General features: G+C 44.1%; 16 protein-coding genes. 7 read left to right on the forward strand and 9 right to left on the reverse strand.

The genetic code is table 11. The features are described from left to right. The first annotated feature begins 129 nt into the window (after positions 1–129). The 3 genes from pncB (at position 130) to asd (ending at position 3,146) form a co-directional block, all read left to right on the forward strand. Complete coding sequence (pncB, locus tag B3X18_RS01555) at positions 130–1,338, forward strand: nicotinate phosphoribosyltransferase (RefSeq protein ID WP_034674856.1); 1,209 nt, start codon at positions 130–132, stop codon at positions 1,336–1,338. Positions 1,339–1,449: 111 nt separating this feature from the next. Further along, positions 1,450–2,298, forward strand: a complete 849-nt coding sequence (locus B3X18_RS01560) for a sulfurtransferase (protein WP_034674859.1) — start codon at positions 1,450–1,452, stop codon at positions 2,296–2,298. Continuing rightward, a complete protein-coding gene (gene asd, locus B3X18_RS01565; RefSeq protein WP_005017748.1) occupies positions 2,295–3,146 on the forward strand; it encodes an archaetidylserine decarboxylase in 852 nt (283 codons plus the stop codon). Before B3X18_RS01560 ends, asd begins: the two co-directional genes overlap by 4 nt. Before the next feature lie 46 nt (positions 3,147–3,192). Here the strand turns inward: asd and phoR are convergent, their stop codons facing one another. From phoR to B3X18_RS01580, 3 genes are all read right to left on the reverse strand, one after another. Beyond that, on the reverse strand, positions 3,193–4,551 hold the full coding sequence (phoR, locus tag B3X18_RS01570) for a phosphate regulon sensor histidine kinase PhoR (RefSeq protein WP_005017755.1): 1,359 nt from the start codon (positions 4,549–4,551) through the stop codon (positions 3,193–3,195). Between the two features lie 9 nt (positions 4,552–4,560). Then, positions 4,561–5,271, reverse strand: coding sequence for a phosphate regulon transcriptional regulator PhoB (phoB, locus tag B3X18_RS01575; RefSeq protein WP_005017756.1), 711 nt, complete (start codon positions 5,269–5,271; stop codon positions 4,561–4,563). A 238-nt stretch (positions 5,272–5,509) separates the two neighbouring features. Beyond that, positions 5,510–6,187 (reverse strand): TetR/AcrR family transcriptional regulator, encoded by a 678-nt coding sequence (locus tag B3X18_RS01580; RefSeq protein WP_005023996.1) that lies wholly within the window; start codon positions 6,185–6,187, stop codon positions 5,510–5,512. 198 nt (positions 6,188–6,385) lie between these two features. Here B3X18_RS01580 and B3X18_RS01585 point away from each other — a divergent pair, with 198 nt between their 5' ends. Next, entirely contained in the window at positions 6,386–7,237 is an 852-nt protein-coding gene (locus B3X18_RS01585; protein WP_034674861.1) for an SDR family NAD(P)-dependent oxidoreductase, read from the forward strand. Positions 7,238–7,323: 86 nt separating this feature from the next. Here the strand turns inward: B3X18_RS01585 and B3X18_RS01590 are convergent, their stop codons facing one another. From B3X18_RS01590 to B3X18_RS01610, 5 genes are all read right to left on the reverse strand, one after another. Further along, positions 7,324–8,691, reverse strand: coding sequence for an MATE family efflux transporter (locus B3X18_RS01590; protein WP_034669744.1), 1,368 nt, complete (start codon positions 8,689–8,691; stop codon positions 7,324–7,326). A 116-nt stretch (positions 8,692–8,807) separates the two neighbouring features. Then, entirely contained in the window at positions 8,808–9,962 is a 1,155-nt protein-coding gene (locus B3X18_RS01595; RefSeq protein ID WP_034669746.1) for a methionine aminotransferase, read from the reverse strand. A gap of 33 nt (positions 9,963–9,995) precedes the next feature. Next, positions 9,996–11,297 (reverse strand): DUF445 domain-containing protein, encoded by a 1,302-nt coding sequence (locus B3X18_RS01600; protein ID WP_286935074.1) that lies wholly within the window; start codon positions 11,295–11,297, stop codon positions 9,996–9,998. 32 nt (positions 11,298–11,329) lie between these two features. Then, positions 11,330–11,896, reverse strand: coding sequence for a CC0125/CC1285 family lipoprotein (locus B3X18_RS01605; protein WP_005017767.1), 567 nt, complete (start codon positions 11,894–11,896; stop codon positions 11,330–11,332). Between the two features lie 52 nt (positions 11,897–11,948). Then, the gene (locus B3X18_RS01610) at positions 11,949–12,488 is read right to left on the reverse strand and encodes a DUF924 family protein (RefSeq protein ID WP_005017768.1); all 540 of its coding nucleotides are present in this window, start codon (positions 12,486–12,488) and stop codon (positions 11,949–11,951) included. A 206-nt stretch (positions 12,489–12,694) separates the two neighbouring features. Between B3X18_RS01610 and gshA the strand changes: the two genes are divergently transcribed. Continuing rightward, positions 12,695–14,272: a glutamate--cysteine ligase gene (gene gshA, locus B3X18_RS01615; RefSeq protein ID WP_005017771.1), complete on the forward strand. Its 1,578-nt coding sequence runs from the start codon at positions 12,695–12,697 to the stop codon at positions 14,270–14,272. A 23-nt stretch (positions 14,273–14,295) separates the two neighbouring features. Next, positions 14,296–14,820, forward strand: a complete 525-nt coding sequence (locus tag B3X18_RS01620) for a disulfide bond formation protein B (RefSeq protein ID WP_005024008.1) — start codon at positions 14,296–14,298, stop codon at positions 14,818–14,820. A 136-nt stretch (positions 14,821–14,956) separates the two neighbouring features. On the opposite strand, the gene B3X18_RS01625 is transcribed toward B3X18_RS01620, so the two are convergent. After that, on the reverse strand, positions 14,957–16,288 hold the full coding sequence (locus tag B3X18_RS01625) for an alpha/beta fold hydrolase (protein WP_005024011.1): 1,332 nt from the start codon (positions 16,286–16,288) through the stop codon (positions 14,957–14,959). Between the two features lie 224 nt (positions 16,289–16,512). Here B3X18_RS01625 and B3X18_RS01630 point away from each other — a divergent pair, with 224 nt between their 5' ends. Beyond that, positions 16,513–17,100, forward strand: a complete 588-nt coding sequence (locus tag B3X18_RS01630) for a YqiA/YcfP family alpha/beta fold hydrolase (RefSeq protein WP_034669752.1) — start codon at positions 16,513–16,515, stop codon at positions 17,098–17,100. Position 17,101 lies beyond the last annotated feature (1 nt).

The raw sequence follows: 17,101 nt of genomic DNA on the forward strand, positions 1-17,101 counted from the left end.
GACTGTTTGCAGGTAGATTCTGAACAGTATAAGACCATAGTCTTGCTTTACGTATCTACATGAAAAACTCGGCTTATAGCTCATCAAAATATGTTTTAATTAAAAGATTAAAGCAAAAATTTTCTGCATATGTCTGCAATTATTCACTCCCTTCTTGATACTGACTTATATAAATTCACTATGCTACAGGTGGTATTACATAAGTTTCCGCAAACTGACAGTGTCTATCATTTTCGTTGCCGGAATCTGGAAGATACTGTATATCCTTTGTCAGATATCCTGGATGAACTCAATCAGCAACTAGATTATTTATGCCAGCTCACATTTAAAGAAGATGAGTTGCAGTATTTGCGCAATCTACGTTTTATCAAGAGTGATTTTGTCGACTATCTGGAACTGTTTCAGCTCAAACGTCGTTTTATTAAAGCCAGTATAGATGCAGAAGGCCGGCTGGATATCTGGATTGAAGGCCCAATGGTTCAGGCCATGATGTTTGAAATCTTTGTACTGGCACTGGTTAACGAACTATATTTTCGCCGTATTCGCAGTAAAGAAGTATTGGATGAAGGTGAACGACGTTTGCAAGCCAAGCTGGAACTGATCAAGAGTTATGAGCGTGGACAGCAGCCAAATGATCCTCCTTTTCTGGTGTCAGACTTTGGTACACGCCGTCGCTACAGTTTTGAATGGCAAAAGCATGTAATTGAAGAGTTTCATAAGGCCAGTCCAAGTGTTTTTCGTGGTACCAGTAATGTCTTATTGGCAAAAGAGCTGGGTATTACTCCTATCGGCACAATGGCACATGAATTCTTGCAGGCCTTTCAGGCACTGGATGTACGGCTGCGCAATTTTCAGAAAGCTGCACTGGAAACCTGGGTACAGGAATATCGTGGTGATCTGGGCATTGCCTTAACTGATGTTGTGGGTATGGATGCCTTCCTGCGTGATTTTGACCTATATTTTGCTAAATTGTTTGATGGTCTGCGGCATGATAGTGGTGATCCTTATGAATGGGGTGACAAGGCCTATAAGCATTACCGCAAGCTAAAAATTGACAGCCGGACTAAAATGCTGACCTTCAGCGATGGCCTCAATCTGGAAAAAGCATGGAAACTTCATCAGTACTTTAAAGACCGCTTTCAGGTCAGTTTCGGTATTGGTACCAATTTGACTAATGATATGGGCCAAACACCCTTAAATATTGTTTTAAAACTGGTGGAATGCAATGGACAATCGGTTGCCAAAATTTCAGACAGTCCGGGTAAAACCATGACCGATAACGATACCTTTCTGGCCTATTTACGACAGGTTTTTGATATTCAGGAACCTGAAATTTAAGCTGGTTTACATAGCAGTTATTTTATAAAGGCCCTATAAAAAACCGCAATGGCTTTAAATTAGACTATGCTAAAATTGGCTTCAGATAAAAAATAACCTGAAATAAATGTAATGATGACACCTGATTTTAACTTTGGTTTAATGATCGAAGCCGAGGAGCTTTTACCACAGCTGGGTCATCCAAAACTGCGTATTGTCGACTTGAGCCGAGAATCAGTTTATCAGCAACTGCATATTCCGCACGCCTTACATTTAAAACCTAAATTATTAGTACGTCATGAAGAGCAAGCCTCTGGCCTGCTCCCAGATGAGCTGGGCCTGCAGGCACTAATTGAATATTTACAAATTTCTCCAGAACATCATGTAGTTGCTTATGATGATGAAGGCGGGGCATGGGCAGGACGCTTGCTCTGGAACCTGCATTGCTTGGGTTTTGAACAGACCAGTCTGCTAAATGGTGGTATTCATGGCTGGCTGGCTGCCGGTTTACCTACTTCATCTGAACAGGCGGTTATTAAAGCCGCTGATACACTGGTACAGGTTGACCTTGGCCAAAGTGAGAAATATCGGGTAAAATATGATCTACTTCGTCAAATGATTAAAGAAGATAGCGCCCAGCTATGGGATTGCCGAACCTTTGATGAGTATACTGGCCTGCGTCTTGCAGCCCGTCGTGGTGGACATATTCCAGGTGCTCGCCATTTTGAATGGAGTACTGCCCTTGACCGACAAAATCATCTAAAATTGCATCCGCTAGAACGCACCCGACAAAATCTGCAGAATGCAGGTTTTCAGCTGGACCAGCCTGTCGTGGTGTATTGTCAATCGCATCATCGCTCTGGGCTGGCTTATATACTGGGCCGACTTCTCGACTGGGAAATACAGGCTTATGATGGTGCATGGAGTGAATGGGGCAATCGCCTCGACAGCCCTATTATTACCGGAGAGTTGCCGTTTTGAGCCTCACATCACGTCTGAAAAAAAATATCTTTATTCGGGCCCAGCGCCTGGTTCCCCAGCATCAGCTAAGCCGGGTAGTCGGTAAAATTGCTGCCAGTGAGAACCCGCTGGTACGTGCGGCGGTCATTCAGACCTTTAAAACCCGCTATGGCGTAGATATGTCAATTGCCGAGCAGGTTAATGCTTTAAAATATAAATCTTTTAACGAGTTTTTTACCCGTGCCCTACGCGAAGGTGTGCGTATGGTAGATGCTGATCCTAAGAGTATCGTTTCACCAGCCGATGGCGCTATCTCACAGCTGGGTACGATCCATGACGGTGATATTTTTCAGGCGAAAGGACAAAGTTTTTCTGTCGAGAAACTCATCGGTGATCCACAACTGGCAGAGCCATTTAAACATGGCCAGTTTGCTACGGTCTATCTTTCTCCGCGGGATTATCATCGTGTCCATATGCCAATAACGGGTACATTAACTGAAACCCTGTATATTCCAGGTGAGCTGTTTTCAGTTAACCAGATTACTGCCGAGAATATTCCTGGCCTGTTTGCACGTAATGAGCGTATGGTCTGTCTGTTCGATACCGAACTGGGACGCATGGCGGTAGTCATGGTAGGTGCCATGATTGTGGCTGGAATTGAAACAGTGGTTACTGGAAAAGTAAAACCGTCCGGTCGTCTTGAGCTGAACCAGCATAACGTGGTACTGGAAAAGGGTGCCGAACTGGGACGTTTTTACTTGGGCTCAACTGCTGTAATTTTATTTGAACAGGATAAAATGGCTTGGGATGCGGAATTTAAGGCCAATTCTGTGGTGACTATGGGACAGAAACTGGGTCAGGCTCTTTAGAAGACCAATAATAAAAAATGCGCCTTGAGGCGCATTTTTTATAGATCTAGTTTAAATGATATAGGCGTTCTTTAGGGAAGACAGCTTTGAAGGTCGAGCCTTCATTTTCCTTTGATTCAATTTCCAGATAGGCATTGTGCTGCATGAGTACATGCTTGACGATCGCAAGGCCTAATCCGGTACCGCCGGTTTGCCGGCTGCGGGCACTATCCACCCGGTAGAAACGTTCAGTCAGTCTTGGTAGGTGCCGTGGGTCAATTCCGATGCCTGTATCCTGTACGGTAAAATAGCCATGTTCACCATCATCATGCCAGCCGATAGTAATCGTACCGCCCTTGGGCGTATATTTAATGGCATTGGTAATCAGGTTGCTAAAGGCGCTGGCCAGTTCCATATCTGAACCGATCAGGTCACAATGGCTGTCTATATCCAGATTAAGTGTATGGCCATAATCGACATTATAGGCCTGAGCATCATCAAAAAGCTGGTTCATTAGACCGGGCATTTCCACAATCTGGTTCTTAGCAATTTTCTTGTTATTTTCAAGACGTGATAACAGCAACAAGTCATTAACCAGAGAATTCATGCGCTTGGTTTGTGCCTGCATCTGGTCAAATGCCCGTTTCCAGCGTGGATTCAAATCTTCCTGATCGGTAAAAGTCTCAATGTAGCCACTTAATACAGTGAGCGGGGTGCGTAATTCATGCGAAATATTGTCGACAAAATCTTTACGCATCTGTTCCAGGTTTTGCATGCGAGTAACATCATAAGCCACCAGCAAATGACTTTCGCCACCAAAACGGGTTAGCTTGATTTGCACATAGTGGTCTTCATGCACGGGCGACTTCATCTTGATGCCATCTGGCGCCTGATCAATATTTTGAAAATATTCAATAAAAATAGGCTGGCGTAGTATCGTGAGCAGATTACGACCACGATCTAGGGGCTGTATACCAAGCAGTTTTTCAGTAGCCGGATTAAACCATTCTATCTGGTTCAGATCATCAATCAGCATTACTGCTTCAGACAGTGCGACTAATGAAGATTGCGCCCGGTCAATCAGTCCGACCATTTCTGCCTGCACGATGCGTTCCTGACGCTGGGCCCGGTATACATTAAACAGGAGTGCTCCCCAGATACCGTTTAAATTAGGTGGAGCATCATAAGGCCGGTTAGAAATCCATTCATTTACTAAATATAAGGACCGTAGTTGAAAAGCAAAAAACACGACAAAGCCAATGAAAATACAGCTCCAGAAATAGCCGATCCCGAAACCGATCAGACTGGCAACGAGCAGTAGAAAGACCAGCAGCCGTAAGTCCTGTTTAGCAAAAGTCCACAAACTGCTGTATCGGAATTTTTTGTAGTCCCGGGCCAGCTCAGGAACCGGATATGGTTCATACATAAAGTCAGTTTAACCTAGAGCGACATCAGCACGGGTCGAGAAGCGGTAACCGGTTCCACGTACAGTCTGTACAAAGCGGTCGGCACCATAAGGCTCAAGCACCTTGCGTAAACGTCGGATATGTACATCAATGGTACGATCTTCAATATATACATTTCCGCCCCAGACCTGGTCAAGTAACTGGGCACGGGTATAAGCACGCTCTGGATGAGTCATGAAGAACGCCAGTAAGCGATACTCGGTTGGCCCCATTTCCAGAATGGAATCACCAAAGCTGACACGTTGACTGACCGGATCTAATAGCAGGCCATTTGCATCAATTGTTTTCTCACCGCTCAAGGCATTGGCACGGCGCAGTACAGCTTTAATTCGGGAAACCAGTTCACGAGTTGAGAATGGCTTGGTCATGTAATCATCTGCACCGGCATCAAGGCCTTGTACTTTATGGTCCTCTTCGCCACGGGCAGTGAGCATAATTACCGGAATTTCAGAAAGATTTTCATCGCGCTTCAGACGGCGACACAGATCAACACCACTGATGCCGCCTGGCATCATCCAGTCCAGAAGAATCAGGGCCGGGCGCTGATCAACAATCATCTGATGAGCCTGCTTGGCATCTTCAGCTTGCAGACATTGAAAACCTGCCATGTCCAGAGAGGTATGAATCATTTCACGGATCGGTAATTCATCATCTACAATTAAAATATAATCATCTTTCACAGCGCAATACCCTATTCGTTATTAACGGTGAACCGTTTTTATTTATGACAGGCTTATTACAAAGATAAATTATGACAGTATCATTGCAAAAATGGAGACAAACTCTATTTTAGCAATTATTTGTGACAAATATTACATTCAAATAGCAGCTCTGCGAAAGTATGGTATTAATAATTCAGAAATTATCACAATATTAAATTAAGAAAGATAAGCGATCAGCTCACAATTTAAAGAAAGACTATTTCTCAAATTTTTCTAATAATGCCATAAATACCACTTGGGCTGCTGCCAGTATATCTTCAAGACTCTGTTTAAAACCGCCCATAACCCAGCGAATTGCCAGCTGTGTGACATAACCGTTCAGGCCAGTCGCAATCAGTGAAACCTCATGCTGGCTACGGCTTAGATGCGGCATCATTAACATCACAAAAGCCTGAATCATTCGATCAAAACGCAGCATGGTTTCCTGAATGGTAGCCTGGTTATGCAATTCCTGAACCAGCATGGCATCCACATAAATGATACGTGCAACCCGTGGATCATCTTTTAACATGTTGAGTAAAGCCCGTAAGCCGGCTTCAATCATTTTATCAGGATTAGGCGAAGCCTGCATAATAGCCTGCATTACCCTTTGCTGTAGCTCTTCAATCAGCTGGAGAAAAATAGTCTGGAACAGCTGTTCACTTTTCTTAAAAGATTCATAAAAATAACGTTCAGTCAGTCCGGCTTCACGGCAAATATCTTTAACCGTAACTGAAAAAAAACCTTGAGTACCGTAAGCCTCAATTCCGGCTTCAATCAGCTTGGTGCGACGTGCAAGTTTACGTTCTGACAGAGATAATCCCTTGAACTGACGTTCCCTCGAACTGGCAACTGTATCTGCCTGTGGCTCCTGAGCATATTCTGACTGACTCATCTTTACCTATTATCTATAGAATTCTATGGCAGCCATTTTAACAAGTTTTTTAAACGAAGGTGCTGTCAGATACTGCCGTTTATTTTTCATGCATTTTTAACTTTAAAGAAATATTGACAATATGAATTGTCAAAATTATATTGAAAAGGAAATTTGCTATCTATCTGCCACTGCAGAGAGAAAAATAAAGGAACATGCATGAAGAATTTTAAAAATAAAGTTGCTGCCATTACAGGTGCAGGCTCAGGGATTGGCCAACAGCTGGCGGTTTTGCTGGCTAAACAGGGCTGCCATTTGTCTTTAAGTGATGTTAATGCGCAAGGCCTGCAAAAGACTGTCGAACTGTTAAAAGACAGTAATGTACGAGTCACTACCCAGATAGTGGATGTGGCAGATCGTGAAGCAATAAAAGCATGGGCTGAAGAAACCGTCAGAAATCATGGGTCGGTAAATCTGATTTTTAATAATGCCGGCGTTGCTTTAGCTTCAACAGTCGAAGGTGCCAATTATGATGAGCTGGAATGGATTGTCGGAATTAATTTCTGGGGCGTAGTATATGGTACTAAAGAATTTCTGCCTTATCTGAAAAAGAGTGGTGATGGGCATATTGTCAATATTTCCAGTTTATTTGGTCTGACAGCTCAGCCTACTCAGTCTGCCTATAATGCGACCAAATTTGCAGTGCGTGGTTTTACTGAATCGTTACGTCAGGAACTGGACCTGCAAAAATGTGGGGTAAGTGCCTTATGTGTGCATCCAGGCGGTATTCGTACCAATATTGCCAATGCTGCTAAAGTCAATCAAAGTCTTAAATCACTAGGCATGCATCCCGAAAAATCAGTCAGTTCATTCAACAAACTGCTCCGTATTCCACCAGAAGAGGCTGCTCGCCAAATTCTGGATGCGGTACTGAAAGACAAGCGCCGTCTATTGATTGGTAATGATGCAAAATTTCTGGATGCCTTGCAGCGCGTTATGCCGGCCAAATATCAATATATTACTGGTCTGCTGACTGGCATGAATAAAAAACCACGTAACCAGATCGTATAACTGTTTATTAATATACTAAATAAAAAAAGCCCAGATCCTATTATCGGGTCTGGGCTTTTTAATACCTAAAAAAAGAGAGTGTTATTTTAAATTAATACCTCTACAGTTTTTTTCTTCCATACGAACTGGTAATACAAACCTTGTAAAATACAGAGACTTACAAAAGCAAGTGCATAGGCATACCAGATTCCTTTAAGGCCCCAGATTTGACTAAACCAGTAAGCGCATGGCAGTTCAATCGCTAAAATAGCAAAGATATTGATGAGCATCGGTACAGTTACGGTGCCACTGGCACGCATGATGGAGGCGAAAATGGCACTGGCTCCAAAAAACAGAATAGACCACAGTACAATAAACAGTAACTGCTGACCCAGCTCGACTACTTCCGGATCGGTAATAAAAAGTGCCATCAGATACTTCGAGAAAAGATAGCCTAATATTACCAGAATGCCAGTGATGACAAAATTCATGCCGAGCGCAGTACGGCTCACCCGTGACAGTAAATCGTTTCTACCCGCCCCAATCGCTTGGGCTGCAAAAATTGAAGCTGCGATACCTATAGAAAGTGCTGGGAACTGGATATAGTTTAAAACCTGGTTAACTGCACCATAAGCTGCTGTAGCATGGGCACCAAAACGGTTAACCAGCCCCACAATAACCAGGCCAGCTACAGAGGTGGTTACCATCTGGATGCCAGTGGGAATACCTAGCCTTAAAATAATTTTACTTAATTTTGGCTGATGACGGATATAACTGAACAGCTCCCGGTCTGGACGTAAAGGATGATGTTTTTTATTCAGATAAACTGCAAGAAAGCCCAGCACCGCAAGGTAGCCCACAATAGTCGCAATAGCCGGTGCAATAATCCCCATTTTAGGTAAGCCGAAATAACCGGCGATCAGGATAGGGGTGATCATTAAGCCGATCAGGCTGGTCATACCCAATGCAATCAGGGGCGTTACACTGTCACCGACACCCCGTAAAATAGATGTATAAATAATATAAATAAATAGCAGGGGGCTGCCAGCCAGCATCCAGCGGACATAAGGAAGTGATAAATGCATCACAGCCGGGTCTGTACCCAGTGCAAGCAAAATATGCTCGGCAAATATAACCCCCAGTAACGCCACAACAATCCCACCGATTAATGTCATAAATAAGGTAGAACCAACTACGCAGCGCACCTTCTGTATATTCTGAGCGCCCCAAGCCTGGCCAACCAGTACAGTGGCTCCTGCTGAAAGCCCAATTACAAATGCCATCAGACAGAATAAAATTGGAAAAAACACGGAAACGGCAGCAATTGCCTCGACGCCCATCATCTGCCCGACAAAGATCGTATTAATTGTCCCGGACAGATTTTGCAGAATATTGGTTGCAATTAATGGTAAAAGAAAAACTAAAAAAGTTTTCCAGAGTTTCTGCTGCTGTATAGTAGTTTGATGTGGTGCCATAACAGTGCGTCGCACTCTCCCTGTTTTTAGTATTATCTTTAAAATAACCTTAACATAGGGCTGACCTGAAAAACGCTATGAATTAAGTAAATTCCTGCCAAAATAGTGGTATCTGTTTAGCAGCCGCGTAAAATTTCGCAGGCTTTATGCAATGTAGATTCCTGTTTAGCAAAGCAGAACCGGATCAAACGTAGTTCAGAGGGCGGTTTTTCATAAAAGGCAGAAACAGGAATAGCTACAATACCATGCTGTTCAGCCAAAAATTTACACATTTCCATATCATTCAGTTCTGGGCAGATCTGGCTGTAGTCCAGATTCTGAAAATAAGTGCCTTGAGAAACTTCATACTGGAAGCGTGAACCTTTTAATCCTTCAATAAACAGGTCTCGCTTGGCCTGATAAAAACTGCCGAGCTGCTCAATATGTTCTGGATGCTGCTGCATATAGCTGGCCAAGGCTACCTGGCAGGGAGTATTCGCACAGAAATTTACAAACTGATAAACCTGACGAAACAGGCGCATGAGATGCGGTGAAGCTGCACAATAACCTGTTTTCCAACCTGTCACATGAAAGGTTTTACCAAATGAACCAATCACGAAACTGCGCTCGGCCAGCTCAGGGAAACTGAGGGCACTCAAATGCGGACGGCCATCAAATACCAGATGCTCATACACCTCATCGCTGAGAATCACGATATTGGTGTCTTGCACCAGTTTAATCAACTGTTGCCAGTCTTCACGTGTCCAAACAGTAGCACTCGGATTATGTGGAGTATTGACGACTATCATTCGTGTTTTAGAGTTGACCTGTGGTTTTAAATGCTCCCAGTCAACCTTGAACTCTGGCGCTTGCAAGGCTATACGCTTACAGCTTCCTCCCATCATCTGTACACTGGGTACATAGCTGTCATAACTCGGATCAAAAATAATTACTTCATCACCCGGACGAATCATCGCTTGAATAGCGCAAAAAATAGCAATTGTAGCGCCTGGTGTAATGGTAAGCTGAGCCCGTGGATCAATATTGATCTGGTCGCGTTTATAAAACTGGGCAGCCAGCTGTTCACGAAGGGTCAGTAAGCCATCACCCGGAGCATATTGATGATGGCCATCAAGACTGGCTTTAGATAATGCCTCGACCAGTTCGGGTGGTGCTGGAAAATCTGGAAAACCCTGAGACAAGTTCAGTGCATTCAGGCGCTGTGCCATTTCTGTCATCACACTGAATATGGTCACGTTCTGTGCGGCAAATTTAGACTCTACTTTAAACATATCGTAAACCTCCTTTTAAAATTTAACTCAAGCTTAAAAAGCAAAGTCCACCAACGCGCGAATAATGCCGAGAGTCAGTCCGATAAAAGCGCCTACGACTACGCCGTTAACGCGGATCATGTGCAGGTCGCCACCCACTTCGTTCTCAATTTTGTCAATCATTTCCCGCGAATCCCATTCATGAATCCGCTCACTAATAAAATGAATCACCCGGTCACTGTACTGGTCACTAAAGCTAACAGCCAAACTACTCATCCGCTGATTCAGCAAGTGACGGACTTCTCTATTCTGCATCAGGTTCTCACCCACCTGCTGAATGGCAACTCTTAAATTCAGAGCAATTCCCGAATCCGGTTTTTCTAAATCGTCCTTGACAGCATTACACAATATAGCCACCGCGCCACTAATAAAGTTAAGTACTTGCGGACTGTCGAGCAGGGCATCCTTGGCACTGTTCAGACGTTGACTCGACAGGCTATTTTCATCTGTCAGTTCCAGCATAAGCTGGCTTGCATATTGTTCAATACTCTGCCGCCACGGATGCTCGGGATCAGCCAGCATGGACTCGACCCGGCCAAGCATTGAATCAACGGTCCGCTGCTGTACATCAATACCAATCCAGCTAGCGCCTCTTGCCAGTTTCCAGACACCGAGTTCCATAAACAGCTTACGGGTCAGCTCACGTGTCTCTTCCGGATGTGACTTCATCCAGTCCTGAGCTAGATCCAGCCCACGCTGCAATACATCCTGGTGAAAATCATTTTCCAGTACAGCACGCAACATTTCACTGGCCAAAGTGTTGATCTGGGTATTACGTACCCACTGCACACTATTATTCTGGATAAAACGGCCAATTTGCTCCTGCCCGACAAATTCAAAAATTTTGGGTACAGTCTGTTGAATAATCTGTACCACTTGCAGATTGTTATCTGGCTGAGCCAGCCACCGTCCGGCTGCCATGGCCAGATCAGTATCTTGCAGACTGCGTTCTACCACTGATGGAGACAGGAAGTTTTCCTGTACAAAGCGGCCCATAGATACGGCAATCCGATCCTTGTTGCGTGGAATGATTTCTGTATGGTCTTTTAAAAATGCTGGAATAGGAATACGACCAAAAGGATTCCGGAACAGAACTGTAATCGCATACCAGTCAGCAAGCCCGCCCACTACTCCAGCTTCAGCAGCAAGCATCAGGATCTGGATTAGCCAGGCATACTCTGGCACGAACTTGGCCATGGCAATGAGTATGAGCCAGGCTACAACCGCCACAACTAGAGCGACTGTGGCATAACGTTTACTACGGTTCAGACTCGGAGAAGTCATAGGTTCAGCCATAAAATTTTATTTGTCCTTAATTTTTGTTTTTATCATTTGGTTGTGTTCTGGGCTGGTGCAGTCTGGGGTTGTAGGACCTGACCAGTTGGACTGACTCCATATTTCTGTCCAATAGATGACAGAATAAGACGTGCATCAAAGGCCTCCTGAGGCACATTTTTCTGCTCCTTGTAACATTCAATAGTATAGGAAACCTGAACCGGGTCAATATTTACCACTTGCGGCATATCATAAAACGGATCTGGCCAGAAGCCGGGATAGCGCCGGTAATAAGCGGAAGGATAATAGGGCCGGCTTGGATAGACGACTGCCTGACGGGGTGGCTGCTGGGTGCGGTTGCTCGGATCATCCAGTACTTTAAAGTAGCGAAAACCGTTTTCTACTGTGGTCTGTGCTGCTTTAACCAGGGTAATTTCTTCTGCAGTCCCATAACTGATATTGTCACGAGCCTGGTAACTGATACGATAGGTCTGCGCATTTAAAGCATAACTTGAGAATTGTCCCAACTGGTCAAATGTCAAAGGCTTGTGCGGGGTAGTAGCACAACCGCCAAGCAGCAGAGCTGTACCGAGAGCAAAACCTATAGATAAATTTTTCATCATACACCTCCTATCAGGAAGGACAGCACAATGGCTGGGGAGTGCAGGAAGGTTAAAAGCTGCTTCCTGGCTGATCTAGGAATTCCAGTTCTTCCGGAGTTGATTCACGGCCCAGAATTTTGTTGCGATGCGGATAACGCCCGAAACGTTCAATAATTTTCTTGTGACGTTTTTCATAATCCAGATTAACCGGATTACCCAGACGCTGAAAGAGCTTTAATGCAAATTCATGCATCATTTTTGATTCACTGTGCATGAATGGCATGTATAAAAAAGAACGTTGTTCAGGATTGAGCTGGGCATCCAGATTCAGGCTGATCGCTTCCTGGGCCAGAGCCAGAGCTAACCCGTCCTGTGCAAAAGCCAGCGGCTGGTCACGATAAAGGTTGCGGGAGAACTGATCCAGAACAATAATCTCGGCAAGGCGTCCATCGGCTGTTTTGCGCCATGACCAGAGCTCTGCCTGAACTGCTTGTGCATGAACTTTGCTAAAGTTCTGCCGTATTTTCTGATCAAAAGTATCACTTTTTGAAAACCATAGTGACTGGTGCTCAGGATTAAACCAGAAATCGAGGATCTCCTGATAATTCATAAGCTTTAATACCTATCAAGATTTATTTTTCAATAAAATCACAAATTTTCCGTGTCTTATACAGCAAGATTGTGATAAATATTTGCCGGGATAAACGCAGTATAATTGCCGGAAAATCAGTTGACTGTCACAGTAGAGCGGGTAAATCGCGTTATACTGCATGACTTAGATGATTTGAATTAATAGTTTTTAAAAGTGAGCCATGTATGAGTCAACCCGAATCAATCTCTCAAGTTTTGATACCAACATGGGTAGATTCTTCGCTCTTCAAAGGCATGTTGCGCGGGGTAGAACGGGAAGGCCTGCGCATGCAAAGTAATGGGTTTATCTCTCAAGGTCCGCATCCACACAGCCTGGGGGCGGCGCTCACTCATCCGCATATTACCACTGACTACTCTGAAGCCTTGATGGAATTCATTACGGCCCCTCAACCCGATATTCAGGCCATGCTGGCTGAACTGACAGATATTCATGCACTGGTTTACCAGCATCTTGAACATCAGGAAAAACTCTGGCCGCTTTCAATGCCGTGTATGCTGGACCGTGAAGAAGACAGTATTCAGCTGGCACAATATGGCTCATCTAATATCGGCCGGTTTAAAACCCTATATCGCCGTGGCTTAGGGGTGCGTTATGGCCGGCGTATGCAGACTATTGCAGGCGTCCATTATAATCTTTCATTTCCCGATGAACTCTTTGAACAGTTACAGCAGCATGAGCAAGACAAAGCCTTAACACAGCTAAGTCTGCAAGATTATCGCAGCCATCGTTATTTTGGCCTAATCCGCAATTTCATCCGCCTGACACCACTGGTAATGTATCTGGTGGGCGCTAGTCCGTCAGTATGTCAATGCTTCTTAACAGGTCGCGAACATCACTTGCTGCCACTGGTTAAAGGAACTTTATATCTTCCATATGCTACCGCATTACGCATGGGGCGTTTTGGCTACCAGAATTCGGCACAAAAACAACTTGGTATTCACTATAACAATCTGTCTGGCTACCTGGATGGTCTACAAAAAGCTGTGAAAACCCCTTACGCTCAGTTTAGCCGTCTGGGACTAAAAGACGCAGATGGTGAACCGCTCCAGATTAATGATCATGTACTCCAGATTGAAAATGAATATTACAGTCTGGTCCGGCCAAAACAAGTACCAAGAGATGGAGAAACACCATCTGAGGCTTTAGCAAACCGTGGTGTCGGTTATGTGGAACTGCGGGCCGTCGATATTAATCCTTATAATCCGATTGGTATTGACGAAAATACTGCTGGTTTCCTTGAAGTGCTGGCTTTATATTGTCTGCTAAAAGACAGTCCAGACCTGCTGCCAGAAGAACAGGACCAGATTGAAAATAATCAGGCTGAAGTGGTCAACCGGGGCCGTGCTCCCAACAGTCACATCACTGAACGTGGCCAGGAACAATCTTTGGAGCAATGGGCTCAGGCACATGTTGTGGCCATGCAGCCTCTGGCGGTATTGCTGGATGAGGGCTATCACACCCAGCTGTATAGCCATGCCCTGCAACTGATGCAACAGCGTATTCAACAGGTTGATGAGACCTTATCAGCCCATGTAATTGCCGATACGATAAAATGGGGTGGAACCTGGAATCTGGGTAGCCACCTTGCACAAGAACATGCCAATTTTTATGAACAGCATGCACTTACACCAGAGAAGCAGGAATACTTTACAAAACTTGCACAGACATCGCTAGAGCAGCAACAGCAGCTTGAAGCCGATACCCGTATCAGTTTTGAAGATTATCTTGCCCATTATCAATAGTGAAAATAACAAGAGGTTGATCCATGCAATGGGGTAGTTATCGCTTCGTAAATGGTTTATTGCTGATTGCCAGTATTGTAGGGATGGCATTTGCACTTTATCTGGAACATGTCAAAGGCCTGGAACCTTGTCCTTTATGTGTCTTCCAGCGAATTGGTCTGATTGCGATGGGCTTGGTTGCCTTAGTGGCAGTAATTCATAATCCGGTATCGAATATAGTCAAACGTCTTTACGCTTTTTTGGCGACCTTAGCCATGATCTGGTCTGTAGGTGTTGCTGCGCGACACGTTTGGTTGCAGCATTTACCACCAGATCAAGTGCCAAGCTGTGGGCCGGGACTGGACTATCTGGTAGATGCCCTGCCATTGAAAACCGTTTTTCAGCAGGTTCTGACCGGTTCGGGCGAGTGTGCCATGGTAGACTGGACATTTTTAGGTCAGTCGCTGCCGTTCTGGTCACTGGTATTTTTCTGTATCTTGTTAATGCTATGCTTATGGCAGCTGGTACGTAATTATCCTTATAGCAAAGCAGTCAAGAAAAAATATTAATCTGGATCTACCTGATAAGATATCGAAAGGTCAGCTTGAGATATATCAAGCTGGCTTTTCAAATTCAGATAATTAAATAATTTATGAGCCATAAATTATTTAAGAGTAGTAGTGGATATTTTATATTTTTAATGTTTTATGTCTCAGCAATATCTTCAAGTTTTATATTTTTTGTGTGCAGAATGTAGTGATCTAAACGTGTATTTTCAAGCAGAGGATCAGGATAGAACCACTGTACAATCTGCTGAGCAACCTGAGTATGATACTGGATCTCAAAATGGTTCAAACCGAAAAATACTGCCTTGTGGTGTTCAGGTACCTTGAGCTGGAAACGTGGATTGGGATGTTCTCCCAAGGCACTTTTAATACTCACCAGATAGTCACCAATAATCTTTAAAGCGCGGCTGTTAATATGTTCTGCTTCAACTGTACCAGCTACAAAAAAGGCCTGAATATGTGAAGGCAGGGGCGCAGGTTTACGGCTGTCATCCATTGTTCCAATACGCGCATCTAAATATTCCCAGTCGTCATCACGAACACTGCCATGGCGCAAGTCAATAATTCCATTACTACGAATATTTACCAGGTTACCAATCATATTAATCAGGGGGAAACGTCCGAGCTTTTCCTGCAAGGTAAAACCAAAACGCTCTAGAACCGCGCCATGATGCGGCGACCCCAGACAAACCAGATTCCCTACTTTACTCAACCAGCCCTGCATATTTTGCTTGCCATAAAATAAGGCACTACGAGACACTAATCCTCCCATACTATGACCAATCAGGTCAATCTGGCTAATATCAGGGTTACGCTGGATCAGGTCATTCAGTAAATTGGCAAAACTGCGCCCATTGGCAGAAATTCGCCGTCCCGTATTATAGTTTAAATAAAGCATAGTACCGGGATGCGGTTGTGTCAGCAGATGCGCACCAATACCTGTAAAATTTGAATTGGTCCAGGTCAGGTGGTTCATGCAGAGTCCATGTACAAAAATAACCACTTTACCTTTAAGCCGGCCCTGCTGTACCCGACCATGGTGTTCATACAGAACCATAGGAAGTGCGAGCGGATTTTGCTGTGCTAAAAGATAATCACCTAATACACCGTTCAATATACCAATTAGAGAATGTAATTGCGGTGTCAGGTCTTTGCGATGCAGGCCGGGAAAGTGCTCAATAACTTGACGTAAACCGGGCGCAAGAAAATAATGGCCATAGCGTTGCAGGGCCCGGTAAGAAAACTGGTAAATCTTTTCTACACGGGGCAGGGCCTGAAAATATCTGGACTGCTGTTCACTCATGCCTAATGTGTTTAATAATAATTCACGGTGAATCATCTGCACCAGTTCATGTATACCGCTTAAACTGGTGGATGCCAGCTGTGCCAGTCCCTCTAAGAGATCTGCCTGACTGGGTGGCGTGCGGTCCCATCTACAATAGGTTTCATGCAGTGGCGTCAAACTTGGCATATTTATAGTCCTGATAGCCTGTTGGTTACATGTAGCCGGCTCTTTATTTTTTAAATATTTAAGAGTATAAAAACTACGCATCCCTGATGAGCTAAACATACTGTGAATAGAGAGATGAGCTGCATTTTTTTGTCCAACAATCTGCTTTTTCCTGTAATAATCAATTTTTAGGAAGACACTCGGGTCTAAAATTTCGGACACATTCAGAGATAATAAATATTTTAATGAATATCATTTATTTACATGGCTTTAAAAGTAATTCGAACTCTATTAAAGGGCGGCTGCTTAAACAGTACTGTGCAGAGCATTTACCAGACATCAAGATCCATCTGCCTGACTTGAATATGCCGCCTGTCGAGGCATTAAAACAAATGTCTGAGCTGATTGAGGCTTTAGAACATGTGGCTTTGGTAGGAAGCAGTCTGGGGGGATTTTATGCGACACAACTGGTCGCTAAGCATAATATTCCAGCTGTACTGATTAATCCGGCTATGCGACCATGGTTACTCTTTCGAAAACTATTTGCTGTAGAATCCGTTCCTTATCCAGTGACCGAACACTGGACGCTTGATAATGCCCAGTTACAGCAGCTTGAACAGCTTGCAATTCCTTTTGCCCGGCATGCCGAAAAAATTTTGGTATTACTGCAACAAGGTGATGAAGTTTTGGATTATCGAGAGGCTCAGCGTTATTATAGTGCGCCTGCACATTCATCATTAATTATGACTGAAGCGCATGGCAGCCATGGGATGGACAATTTTGCAGAAAAACTTCCCATGGTGCTTGAATTTTTATCATATTCCATAAAATAAA

The organism is Acinetobacter sp. UBA6571 (genome assembly GCF_002434085.1).
GTDB lineage: Bacteria > Pseudomonadota > Gammaproteobacteria > Pseudomonadales > Moraxellaceae > Acinetobacter > Acinetobacter radioresistens.